Raw genomic sequence first — 12633 nt, forward strand, 5'->3', positions numbered from 1 at the left:
ATGCAGGCTATTTTTTATAAAAAACAATTAACAGTTTTTTCTAGCAATGTGCTCTTTCAGAATATATATAGGATGGGTAATACTCATCGAACCTATAAAACCACTTCTGGTTTTTATTGCTTTCCTCATACATTCGACACGATTCCTGTCCTGCACCAGTTTTTTATTTTGGGCAATAATTTCTTCAACAGTCATTGCATGAGCATATCCAATCGGCATGACACCAGAAAAAAATATGGCACAACACACTGAAAATAATGGTAATTTCATAAAAACCCTTAATCAAATTAAATAATTTCCATGTAATATAATAAATTGAATCAATATTAATTGATTGCAATCATATTACATAGAATATTTAAATTATCAAACCTAGCTAATAAAAAGAATATTATTTAATAGCTATTAATTTAATTAAGTGAATTATCGTTCAAATTAAAACGGAAATAGCACCGGCACCACCATCACACTCACAATCATCACTAATATCGTAAATGGCACCCCCATGCGGACAAAATCACCAAATTTATAGCCGCCAGGGCCTAAAACCAGTGTATTTACCGGCGAGGAGACCGGTGTCATAAATGCAGCCGACGCGGCGATACCAATAATCATGGCGAATGGATACGGGGAAAGTGACATCTCGCGGGCCGCCGCAATCGCGATTGGGGCCATCAATACCGCCGTTGCGGTATTGGAGATAAATAAACCAATCGTGGCGCAGAGCACAAACAAACACAGCAACATCACCCGCGGCCCCATCCCGCCGGCCACATCCATTAGCCCCTGCACAATCAAATCTACCCCACCGGTTTTCTGGAGGGCCTGCGCAAAGGGCATCATCCCAATAATCAGAATTAAGCTCGGCCAATGGATCGAGCGGTAAGCACTCTCCATATCAATGCAACGGAACTGCCCCATCAGCAGACAGGCCACCAATGCCGCAATCACATTTGGCACTTCATCAGTCAGCATCATCGCGACCATCAGCGCCAAGCAGAACAGCGCATGGGGCGCTTGGGAGATGGCAGGTGCCACTTCGTCAACTTCAGCAGGCAGATTCAGCACGATAAAATCGCGCGTTTTTTGCTGCAACTGGCGGATCAGTTTCCAATCGCCAATCACCAGTAAGATATCGCCAAACTGTAATTTTTCATCGACCAGTTTGCCCTCCAAAGTCTTACCATTGCGACGGATACCCACCACATTGAGGCCATAGCGGGTGCGGAAGGTGACCTCACGTAAGCTATTGCCCAATAAGGCGGAATCAGGAATAAGCGACACTTCAGCCATCCCGACGTTGCGGGCCTGCTCGGAGAAATATTCACCGCGCAGCACCAGTGGTTCTAGCATCTGTTCAGTACAAAATTGCCGCAAATCGACGTCGCAATCGGACATATCAATGAGCAGCACATCGTTTTCGTGCAGCTCCGATGAACTGGTGGCGCTGACCATCACACGCCGAAAGCGCTTCCAACGTTCGATCCCCACCACATTGGCACCATAGCGAGCGCGCAGATGCAGCTCATCGAGTGAGCGGCCAATCAGCGGGGAGTTGTGGCGGATAGCCAGGCGGCGAGCGCGGCCAGTCAGCTTATAATCGCGGATAAGATCACGAAAGGTGCGGCGCTTCCACTGATCTTTTTCTGAGTGCTCTTGTTTGCCCCCCAGCCAGCGGCGGGCCACTAACATATAAGCGACCCCCATCAGTAAAATGATGATACCTATCGGGGTGACGCCGAAGAAACCAAATCCTTTAATCCCTTCCCGCAGCAATTCGCTGTTGACTACCATGTTTGGTGGTGTCGCGACCAGTGTCATCATGCCGCTAATCAGGCCAGCAAAACTCAGGGGCATCATTAATCGCCCCGGCGAGATTTTCATCCGGCTGGCAACACTCAGTACCACGGGGATAAATATCGCCACCACACCGGTCGAGCTCATAAAAGCGCCCAAACCGGCGACGGTCACCATCAATAACGCCAGCATTTTGGTTTCACTGTGGCCCGCGACTTTCACCAGCCAATCCCCGACCTGATAGGCAACACCGGTTCTAACTAACCCATCACCAATAACAAACAGCGCCGCGATCAATATCACATTGGGGTCGCTGAATCCGCTGGTGGCCTCAGCAAGAGACAAGGTGCCACTCATCACAAAGGCGATAATCACCAACAACGCCACGACATCCATTCGCAATTTATTGGTGGTAAACAGCACAATAGCTATCAGCAGTAGCGTCAACACCCACAATAGTTCGCTGTTCAAAATGGCCTCGTTGGCAAAAAGTGAAGGGAAATTTCCGGTTTTGGCAGTAAAGCATTAAATTCAGCAGCGACCGCTGTCCAAGATCAATAATGACCTGCTAATTTATGAGCTTACCACTCAATAAGTCTATTAATCGTACTTTTTTTCAGAAAAAACACTCATCAATTTGTGATGCACTATTCACCAGTAAAAAAAATGTCACTGAAACATTCAGATATTCAGGGGCATTTAACCGACTGACTATACTGATAATAGTCAATGGCGAGCAGTCATTGGATCCTCTGGGCGGGAGCAGTGAATGATTAATATTACGGATTATCCGATTGTCCTTTTTCTGCTGTCATGTGGGCTGTTGTATAGCGCCGCCTATATCGGTCAGGCTTTCTTTCGACGCGGGCGAGATCTGGACGATAATATCCGCGAAAATTTTACCGTTATTCAAGGGGCGACACTCACCCTGCTGGGCCTGATTATTGGTTTCAGTTTTTCGATGGCCATCAATCGCTACGATCAGCGTAAGAATTATGAGGAGGCGGAAGCCAATGCGATCGGCACTGAATATCTGCGTACCGATTATCTGCCTGCGGCATCTAGCGCCACCACCAAAGCGCTATTAGTGCACTATCTTGATCAACGGATACTTTTCTATACCACACGCAATGAAACCCATCTAACAGCGATTAATAACCAAACTAATCAACTGGAGAGCGCCCTGTGGGTTGAGTTGCTAGAACCGGTGAATCAGCGCCCTGATCCCGTCAGAGCTTTGGTGGTTTCGGGGATGAATGATGTTTTAAATTCAGCGGGTTACACGCAGGCCGCTTGGTGGAATAGAATTCCACACGCCGCCTGGTTGTTGATGCTGATTATTGCGGTTTGTAGCTGCACTCTGGTGGGATATGGTTCCAAACAGGGCAAAAATGGCAAGATCATGACCTTGATATTGCCGCTGGTGATTTCGTTCTCTTTTATGTTAATCGCCGATATTGATAGCCCACGCGGTGGGATTATTCGCGTGAAGCCGCAAAACCTGCACAGTCTGGAAGAGAGTTTGCCGCCTCTCATCCACCCGCAGCAATAAAGCAAAAGAGTGCCAGTTGGCGCTCTGAGGTTAATGACAAAGTGTCAGCGGCGGAGAGGACAGATAGATCGTAAAGACGCCGTAAATCCATCCATGGAGGCTCGAGCCGCGCCATCCTTGGCGCGGACGCTTTACTCTTCTATCTGCCCTCACCTCTTGAGATCGAGTCGTCGAGGTTTGTCAGCAATCTGAGATCGGTTAAGCAGTGAAACGATTAATCCACCCGGCGAACAATGGCCCCATTCGCGGTGGCTGCAACAGCAATTTGCTCAAGTGATGTGAGCACCAGATCAACCTGATCCAGTTTTGGCGTGTCAGCCGGTGCATTCACCGCAATCACTTTGCAGCCCGCCGCCAGCCCTGACAAAATCCCCGCTGGCGCATCTTCCACCACGATGCAATCCGCAGGTGCCAGTCCTAAACCCTCAGCCCCCAACAGATAGGCATCAGGCTTGGGTTTTCCGTGTTTCACCAGCTCGGCGGTGACAAAAACTTTAGGTTCCGGCAAATGGCCCGCTGCACGGCGCGCGGAGGCAACCGGCACCGAACCTGAGGTCACAATCGCCCAGGGAATCGACAGCCTGTTCAGCCGCTCCAACAGTGCGACAGCCCCCGGCAGGGCGGTCACACCATCAGTGTCGTTGGCCTCAATGTGCTCTAATGCCAGAAACTCGGCCTGAAGTTCAGCATCACTTGCGCCTGGCATAAAATGGCGAAGAGAGGTAATTGCTTGTTTGCCATGGATAAAATCTAGCACTTCCGATGGATTGATACCGCGACTTTGCGCCCAGCCAATCCAGGCTCGTTCAACAGCAGGTAGTGAATCGACTAGAGTCCCGTCCAAATCAAAAAGAAAACCTTTACACTCCACAAGCACATCCTCATCTTTTTTGTAAACCAATCGCTTCAATCTGCCCTATCAGGCATTAATAATTTGCGAAATCTCAACGGCGCTCAAATGATATTGGCGTGGGCATGAATGCCAGATAGCCAGCATACGTTGATATTTGTCCCACATTGGGGTTTGAGAATTAAAACCGTGGGTGCCGGAGTCAAAATGGGTATAGCGCCCTTCGGTGTTGACCATAAAACGCACATAACTCAGGTAGCGGGATTCGGTGGCAGCATCGAAACCGAGGAACGCGATACGGCGCTCATCCAAATCCTGCTTATCTTTCAGATTGCCCCAGGAGACTTGCAGCGCGTGGTGCATCTCCATGATATTAATGATGGTTCGGCAAGTCTCTTCGCTCATTTCACCAAAATCGCGGTCCAGTTCACGCATCTGCAAACCAAAGCCACGTTCGACAATCGTTTGCTGGCGGCGGTAGCGCTCAGCGTTTTCTGGGTCCAGCATGGTCATCATCTTGTACTGATTCGACAGAATCAATCGTTGGGCGTTGGTCATATCCATCACTAAACTCCTAAGACATAAATAATGAGGAAATCATCGCACACAGGCTTAGCCCATACTTTGATTTGACAGGGGATTTTGCGCAGCTAATCCTTTGGGGCTAGAGATCATCGAGAAACGTTTTATCCAGCTGTTTAAATGCGCGCTTCAGCACCTCTGCCAGCGACTGATACGTCGGCGTTTGTTCAACTGGCGCAACAGCCTGCCCGGCTTCAGCCAGCTTGTTACGTACTTCGTGGAACCACTGCAATAGGGTTGGCGGTAGCGGCGTAATCGCACGTTTACCTAACCACCATAACCCTTGCAGTGGTAAACCACAGGCGAACAGCGCCGTGGCGATGGCGGGGCCTAATTGACCACCGAGCGCTATCTGCCAGGTCAGGGTAAATATGGCCAGTGGCGGCATAAAGCGAATGCCAAAACGGGTCGCGGTTACCACCCGATTCTCCGGAAACATCGGAGCCAGGCGTTTGTCCGCGGGCCAGGTCTTCATATAGTGCTGACCACGTTGCAGTACTTGAAACCAATTTACGGTATCAGAGGGTTTTGTTGTCATGGCTCACCTCAACTTCACAAGCAAAAATTAAAATTTTTTTGTAATCCACAAACTAAAAATTAGTCTGTTAAATATATTTTGTTTTTAGGCGACGCTATCGGTATCCTAGCTCGGCCTTTTGGCCGCTAGAAGATGACGATAAATATGTCAACTTTTTGCAGCATTTAAATCAATTTTGTTAAATCGCGCGGGCTTTTGCCACCAGGCGTTAACGTTTGTTCTTAATACTAAATCGGCGATTTTTCCTTCATCATGCATTTTTCGCTATCGTATGATGTTAATCATTAATGTCGACGCCAATATGCGCTACGCTTTTGGACAGATTGACGTTTTATTAACCACGTGTTTTTCGCTGTTTTTGCAAAAACAGCTGTCGAACACGACCATAAATAGGTACTTCCATGTCGAGTAAGCTAGTACTGGTTCTTAACTGCGGTAGCTCTTCCCTAAAATTTGCTATCATCGACGCGACCAATGGTGAAGAACACCTCTCTGGTTTAGCCGAATGCTTCCATCTGCCGGAAGCCCGCATCAAATGGAAAATTGATGGTGGCAAACAGGAAGCAGCATTGGGTGCTGGTGCAGCACACAGCGAAGCACTGAATTTCATTGTTAATACTATTCTGGCACAAAAACCAGAGCTTTCTGCTCAACTGACTGCTATCGGTCACCGCATTGTTCATGGTGGCGAGAAATTCACTGCATCAGCAATTGTTACCGACGAAGTTATTCAGGGTATCAAAGATTCCATCCCGTTTGCACCACTGCATAACCCCGCTCACCTGATCGGTATTGCTGAGGCATTGAAATCCTTCCCGAATCTGACGAATAAAAATGTCGCGGTCTTTGACACGGCCTTCCATCAGACCATGCCGGAAGAGTCTTATCTCTACGCCCTGCCGTACAGCTTATACAAAGACCACGGTATCCGTCGCTATGGCGCACACGGCACCAGCCACTTCTATGTGAGCCAGGAAGCCGCTAAAACCCTGAACAAACCGCTGGAAGAACTGAACGTTATCACCTGCCATTTGGGCAACGGTGGTTCAGTCACTGCGGTACGTAACGGTAAATGTGTTGATACTTCTATGGGCCTGACGCCACTGGAAGGTCTGGTTATGGGCACCCGTAGTGGTGATATCGACCCAGCAATCATTTTCCACCTGCATGATTCAATGGGGATGAGTGTTGATCAAATCAACAAGCTGCTGACCAAAGAGTCAGGTCTGCTGGGTCTGACTGAAGTCACCAGTGACTGCCGCTATGTTGAAGACAACTATGAAACCAAAGCCGATGCGCGCCGTGCAATGGATGTGTTCTGTCACCGTCTGGCAAAATACATCGGTGCTTACACCGCGCTGATGGATGGCCGTCTGGATGCCGTTATCTTCACCGGTGGTATTGGTGAAAACGCAGCCATGGTACGTGAACTGACGCTGGACAAACTGGGCCTGCTGGGCTTTGAAATTGACCACGAACGTAACCTGGCCGCGCGCTTTGGCAAATCTGGCACCATCACCAAAGATGGTAGCCGTCTGGCGCTAGTTATCCCAACCAACGAAGAGTTGGTTATCGCACAAGACGCAGCCCGTCTAACTGCGTAAGTCTCCTCAACACCGCAGCCTTCTGGCTGCGGTGCTACTTTTGACTAACGAGCAATCGTATAAGAGGTTTAGCCGTGTCCCGTACAATAATGTTGATCCCTACCGGCACCAGCGTTGGTTTAACCAGCGTCAGCTTGGGTGTCATCCGCTCCATGGAGCAAAAAGGTGTGCGCCTGAGCGTATTCAAGCCCATCGCGCAGCCACGTGCTGGCGGTGATGCACCTGACCAAACCACTACCATCATTCGTGCCAACTCCAGCATCACTGCTGCTGAGCCACTGAACATGGGTTATGTGGAAACCTTGCTGAGCTCTAACCAGCAAGACGTGTTGATGGAAGAGATTGTTGCCCGTTATCACGAAAACACCAAAGATGCAGAAGTGGTGCTGGTTGAAGGTTTAGTGCCAACGCGCAAACATCAGTTTGCCAATGCGCTGAACTATGAGATCGCCAAAACCCTGAATGCAGAGATCGTGTTTGTTATTGCCTTGGGCAATGATTCACCTGATCAATTGAAAGAGCGTATCGAACTGGCCCGCTCCAGCTTCGGTGGCAGCAAAAACAAAAATATCACCGGCGTTATCATTAACAAACTGAATGCTCCGGTGGATGATCAAGGCCGTACCCGCCCTGACCTATCTGAAATCTTTGATGATTCCACCAAGGCCAGTGTCGCGAACATCGATCCAAAGCAGCTGTTTGCCAATAGCCCGCTACCCGTTCTGGGCTGCGTGCCATGGAGCTTCGAGCTGATTGCGACCCGTGCTATCGATATGTGTAAGCACTTGAACGCGCGCATCATTAACGAAGGTGATATCAATACTCGCCGCGTTAAGTCTGTTACGTTCTGCGCCCGCAGTATCCCGCACATGCTGGAGCACTTCCGCCCGGGTTCTCTGCTGGTGACCTCCGCAGACCGCCCAGACGTGTTGGTTTCTGCTTGTCTGGCAGCAATGAATGGCGTTGAAATTGGTGCCATCCTACTGACTGGCGGTTATGACATTGATGATCGCATCAATAATCTGTGTGCGCGTGCCTTCCAGACTGGCTTGCCAGTATTTATGGTTGATACCAACACCTGGCAGACCTCGCTGAGCTTGCAAAGCTTCAATCTGGAAGTCCCTGCCGACGACCATGAACGTGTTGAGAAGCTGCAAAACTACGTTGCCAGCCATATCAGCAGCGAGTGGATCGACTCTCTGAGCGCCACCTCTGAGCGTTCACGTCGCCTCTCTCCACCGGCATTCCGTTATGAGCTGACCGAGTTAGCACGTAAAGCTGGTAAGCGTATCGTGCTGCCAGAAGGCGATGAGCCACGTACCGTTAAAGCAGCCTCTATCTGTGCTGAACGCGGTATCGCGACTTGTGTGCTGCTGGGTAACCCAGAAGAGATCCAACGTGTGGCCGCGGCTCAAGGTGTTGAGTTGGGTAAAGGCGTTGAAATCATCGATCCGGTTGCGGTGCGTGAGCAATACGTTCCGCGTCTGGTTGAGCTACGTAAGAGTAAGGGCATGACCGAAGTGGTCGCTCGCGAACAGCTGGAAGACAATGTGGTTCTCGGCACGCTGATGCTGGAGAAAGGCGAAGTTGACGGTCTGGTTTCCGGTGCGGTTCATACCACCGCGAACACCATCCGCCCGCCGTTACAGTTGATCAAAACCGCACCGGGCAGCTCACTGGTCTCTTCTGTGTTCTTCATGCTGCTGCCTGACCAGGTTCTGGTTTACGGTGACTGCGCGATCAATCCAGATCCAACTGCTGAGCAACTGTCTGAGATTGCTATTCAGTCCGCGGATTCTGCGGCAGCATTCGGTATCGAACCGCGTGTGGCGATGATCTCTTACTCTACCGGTAATTCCGGTGCGGGTAGTGATGTCGAGAAAGTGCGTGAAGCGACCCGTTTGGCACAGGAAAAACGCCCGGATCTGATCATTGATGGCCCGTTGCAGTATGATGCGGCAATCATGGCCGATGTGGCTAAATCCAAAGCGCCTAACTCACCTGTGGCGGGTAAAGCGACGGTGTTTATCTTCCCTGATCTGAACACCGGTAACACCACCTATAAAGCGGTACAACGTTCTGCTGACCTGATCTCTATCGGGCCGATGCTGCAAGGCATGCGTAAGCCAGTTAACGACCTGTCCCGTGGTGCCTTGGTTGACGATATCGTCTATACCGTGGCGCTGACGGCTATCCAGTCTGCACAGGCTGACGCCGCCTCTTAATCTCAGGATTGAGTGCCTCAGTGGTAAAAGAGACGCCAGCTTTGTGCTGGCGTTTTTGTTTGCTATATCAAAAAGTTGATTCAGGTACTTTGCCGCAGTTCGAATTTATAGCTGAAACTCTGGCTTATGGGTTCATCCGCTTCGCTGGCGTCATCATTATCCAGCAGATCAATCAGCATCTTACCGGCTTCTTTACCCATCTTTTTGTAGTCAATGCGCATTGAGGTTAAGGTCGGATGGGTTTGATCACAGCTATCTGACCCGTCCAGACAGGCCACCGCGATACCTCCTGGGATTTTGAGTAGCCGCCGCTGGCACTCGAATAACACGCCGAGCGCAATATCTTCGTGGCTACATATCACCGCGTCCAATTCGGGTTGGCGCAACAGCATCTCCGTCAGCGCATAGCGGCCAAACTGCAAACTGGCCACCTCTGGCGTGGTGACGGTTTGATCCGCATTCTTATAGTGCTCCAGCATCGCTTTGTGCCATCCATTGAGCTGTTGGCGTTGCAAACGGTTATCCATATGCGCGCCAATATAGCCAATATGGTGATAGCCGCGCTCTAGCAGGTGGCGACTTAGCTCATAGGCAGACTCAAAAAAAGCCGCCTCAAGAGTGATTTTAGCCCCTTTGAAGTCGGAACCTACCACATTGACCGTTGGAATATTCGCCCGTTCGAGTAGTTGATAGGTTTTATCGGCCAGCTGTGAGCCGAATATCACCACTGCCGCTGGACTACTTTGCAGCAGTGTCATCAATATTTCCGCTTCTTTGCGCTGGTTATATTCATGGCAGCCCAGCAATAACTGAAATTCATTTTTATTCAGAATTTGTTGTAGCGCCTGCATAAAGCGGGAGCTGGCTTTATCGGTTAATGACGGAATTAAAACGGCGATAGTGTCGCTGTGCCCTGATGCCAATGCGCCAGCAGCACGGTTAGGAATATAACCAAGAGTTTCAACCGCTTGCTCTATCTTCTCCCGTAATTTATCTGAAACCTGCTCCGGCGTTCGCAGCGCTCTGGAAACAGTCATCGACCCTACTCCGGCGTAGTTCGCCACGTCAGATAGAGTGACCCGCCCGGTATTACGGCGCTTGCGCGTTTTTTCCATGCTGATTTCCTGCCTGATTAAAATGTCTTGTCGGGTTAAAACCAGCCCTTCCTGACTGGCTTCGACAATACATTGCATTGTATATGGCTTATTCGGCGATAGCCAAAGCTCATAAAGTGGCAAATGATAGCGCTATCACAAATTTTGATAGCGCTATCAGGTAGCGCTATCAATTGCGATATCCATCACATTAATGGCAGTGATAACTCTCTACTCTCAGGTTAACACTCATCGGGAGTCATCAATATCATGTTAAAAACCCTGTTAACGCCTGACGTCATTCAGGTGGTCAGCCAAGCCAGAGATTGGCGTGATGCCATCGCGATTTCATGTCAGCCGCTGATTGATAATGGCTCAATTGAAGCGCGTTATGTTGAGGCAATTTATCGCTCCCATGAAGCTATTGGCCCGTATTACGTGGTCGGGCCGGGGATTGCCATGCCACATGCCCGCCCGGAAGAGGGGGTAAATAAACTCTCTTTGGCATTAACCGTCATTACCGAGGGTGTCACTTTCAATGCACAAGAGAATGACCCGGTAAAACTGCTCATCGTGTTAGCCGCGACAGACAGTACCAGCCATATTGAGGCTATTTCTCAACTCGCTCAGTTGTTCGATAACGATAATGATGTACAAGCCTTACTAAATGCCAAAACGCAGCAGGATATTTTATCGGTCATTACGCGTTACTAATCATGGTATTGAGTTTGGATGATAATTTTAAGGGGAAAGAAAATGAAAATTACAGTGGTTTGCGGTAACGGTTTGGGCACCAGCCTGATGATGGAAATCAGCATCAAAAGTATTCTGAAAGAGTTGGCCGTCAGCGCGGAAGTGGATCATGTCGATCTAGGTTCAGCGAAAGGGACACCCAGTGATATTTTCATCGGCACCAAAGATATTGCTGAGCAATTAGTGGCGCAAGCCGTTGGCGGCAAGATAGTTGCGCTCGATAACATGATCGATAAGAAAGCCATGAAAGAACGTTTGTCTGTGGCATTAACTGAATTAGGCGCGCTGTAACTGGAGGCTGGCATGGATTTCTTTCGCTTTTTAATGAGTGATGTTCTCTCCGAACCGGCAGTACTGGTCGGTTTGATCGCTTTAATCGGCTTGATTGCCCAGAAAAAACCGGTGACCGAGTGCATTAAAGGCACCGTAAAAACCATCATGGGTTTTGTTATCCTGGGCGCAGGTGCGGGTCTGGTGGTTTCATCTCTGGGTGATTTTGCCAATATCTTCCAGCACGCTTTCGGTATCCAAGGCGTCGTGCCAAATAACGAAGCCATCGTCTCTGTGGCGCAGAAGAGTTTCGGTAAAGAGATGGCGATGATTATGTTCTTCGCTATGGTGATCAATATTCTGATCGCTCGCTTTACTCCATGGAAATTCATCTTCCTGACCGGTCACCACACCCTATTTATGTCAATGATGGTCGCCGTTATTCTGGCAACCGCCGGGATTAGTGGTGTGACACTGATTGTTATCGGTTCGCTGGTGGTTGGGGTGGCAATGGTGTTCTTCCCCGCGATTGCCCACCCTTACATGAAAAAGGTCACCGGCTCTGATGACGTGGCAATCGGCCACTTCTCTACCCTGTCTTATGTTCTGGCGGGCTTTATCGGCAGCAAATTCGGCAATAAAGAGCATTCAACCGAAGACATGAATGTGCCGAAAAGCCTGCTGTTCTTGCGTGATACACCGGTCGCTATCTCCTTTACCATGTGTATCATTTTCATCGTGACCTGCCTGTTTGCCGGGCCGGAAGTGGTGAAAAGCCTGAGCGGTGGCAAAAACTGGTTTATGTTCTCGCTGATGCAATCCATTACCTTTGCTGCGGGCGTGTACATCATCCTGCAAGGTGTGCGAATGGTTATTGCCGAGATAGTCCCCGCGTTTAAAGGGATCTCCGACAAATTAGTGCCTAACGCTAAACCTGCGCTGGATTGCCCGGTAGTCTTCCCATACGCGCCAAATGCGGTATTGGTCGGCTTCCTGAGCAGCTTTGCCGCGGGCCTTATCGGGATGTTCGCGCTCTATTTGATGAATATGACCGTAATTATCCCCGGTGTCGTACCTCACTTCTTCGTCGGCGCAGCCGCCGGGGTGTTTGGTAATGCCACAGGTGGACGCCGTGGCGCTATTTTAGGGGCGTTCGCTCAAGGTTTGCTGATTACCTTCCTGCCAGTGTTCCTGCTGCCAGTGCTGGGTGATATCGGTTTTGCTAATACCACATTCAGCGACGCTGACTTCGGTGCTTTGGGTATTTTGCTGGGTATTATTGTTAGATAATCAGTGAAATAGCGGTAAGAAAGCGGCCCCCCAATGTTAGGTTGATATCCTATATTGGGGGGCCGTTCTGTTTATAGC

The 12633-nt window shown here is 49.6% G+C and carries 12 protein-coding genes; 6 read left to right on the plus strand and 6 right to left on the minus strand.

Annotated elements, in window-relative coordinates; all coding sequences use genetic code 11:
• Positions 1-27: 27 nt before the first annotated feature.
• The gene (locus tag FFE93_RS14465) at positions 28-270 is read right to left on the minus strand and encodes a hypothetical protein (protein WP_099460618.1); all 243 of its coding nucleotides are present in this window, start codon (positions 268-270) and stop codon (positions 28-30) included.
• Positions 271-435: 165 nt separating this feature from the next.
• The gene (locus FFE93_RS14470; RefSeq protein WP_054872438.1) at positions 436-2268 is read right to left on the minus strand and encodes an SLC13 family permease; all 1833 of its coding nucleotides are present in this window, start codon (positions 2266-2268) and stop codon (positions 436-438) included.
• 298 nt (positions 2269-2566) lie between these two features.
• Here FFE93_RS14470 and FFE93_RS14475 point away from each other — a divergent pair, with 298 nt between their 5' ends.
• The gene (locus FFE93_RS14475) at positions 2567-3349 is read left to right on the plus strand and encodes a hypothetical protein (protein WP_032898293.1); all 783 of its coding nucleotides are present in this window, start codon (positions 2567-2569) and stop codon (positions 3347-3349) included.
• Between the two features lie 214 nt (positions 3350-3563).
• Here FFE93_RS14475 and FFE93_RS14480 read toward each other — a convergent pair whose 3' ends face one another.
• From FFE93_RS14480 to yfbV, 3 genes are all read right to left on the minus strand, one after another.
• Complete coding sequence (locus tag FFE93_RS14480) at positions 3564-4220, minus strand: sugar phosphatase (RefSeq protein WP_005277881.1); 657 nt, start codon at positions 4218-4220, stop codon at positions 3564-3566.
• A gap of 48 nt (positions 4221-4268) precedes the next feature.
• Complete coding sequence (locus FFE93_RS14485) at positions 4269-4763, minus strand: YfbU family protein (RefSeq protein WP_005277883.1); 495 nt, start codon at positions 4761-4763, stop codon at positions 4269-4271.
• Between the two features lie 100 nt (positions 4764-4863).
• Positions 4864-5319, minus strand: coding sequence for a terminus macrodomain insulation protein YfbV (yfbV, locus tag FFE93_RS14490; protein ID WP_005277886.1), 456 nt, complete (start codon positions 5317-5319; stop codon positions 4864-4866).
• A gap of 401 nt (positions 5320-5720) precedes the next feature.
• Between yfbV and ackA the strand changes: the two genes are divergently transcribed.
• A complete protein-coding gene (ackA, locus tag FFE93_RS14495; protein WP_004878179.1) occupies positions 5721-6923 on the plus strand; it encodes an acetate kinase in 1203 nt (400 codons plus the stop codon).
• A gap of 89 nt (positions 6924-7012) precedes the next feature.
• A complete protein-coding gene (pta, locus tag FFE93_RS14500; RefSeq protein WP_005277890.1) occupies positions 7013-9148 on the plus strand; it encodes a phosphate acetyltransferase in 2136 nt (711 codons plus the stop codon).
• A gap of 80 nt (positions 9149-9228) precedes the next feature.
• Here pta and FFE93_RS14505 read toward each other — a convergent pair whose 3' ends face one another.
• Positions 9229-10263: a LacI family DNA-binding transcriptional regulator gene (locus tag FFE93_RS14505; RefSeq protein WP_032898634.1), complete on the minus strand. Its 1035-nt coding sequence runs from the start codon at positions 10261-10263 to the stop codon at positions 9229-9231.
• 249 nt (positions 10264-10512) lie between these two features.
• On the opposite strand from FFE93_RS14505, the gene FFE93_RS14510 reads away from it, so the two are divergent.
• From FFE93_RS14510 to FFE93_RS14520, 3 genes are read left to right on the plus strand one after another with little or no spacing between them, the layout of a single operon-like run.
• Positions 10513-10956 carry a PTS sugar transporter subunit IIA gene (locus tag FFE93_RS14510; RefSeq protein ID WP_049599419.1) on the plus strand — a complete coding sequence of 148 codons (444 nt, stop codon included), beginning with the start codon at positions 10513-10515 and terminating at the stop codon, positions 10954-10956.
• A 42-nt stretch (positions 10957-10998) separates the two neighbouring features.
• Positions 10999-11286, plus strand: coding sequence for a PTS sugar transporter subunit IIB (locus FFE93_RS14515; RefSeq protein WP_004877260.1), 288 nt, complete (start codon positions 10999-11001; stop codon positions 11284-11286).
• Between the two features lie 12 nt (positions 11287-11298).
• A complete protein-coding gene (locus FFE93_RS14520) occupies positions 11299-12555 on the plus strand; it encodes a PTS ascorbate transporter subunit IIC (protein ID WP_005277900.1) in 1257 nt (418 codons plus the stop codon).
• Positions 12556-12633: the final 78 nt, after the last annotated feature.

Source organism: Yersinia sp. KBS0713, from assembly GCF_005937895.2.
GTDB classification, from domain to species: domain Bacteria; phylum Pseudomonadota; class Gammaproteobacteria; order Enterobacterales; family Enterobacteriaceae; genus Yersinia; species Yersinia bercovieri.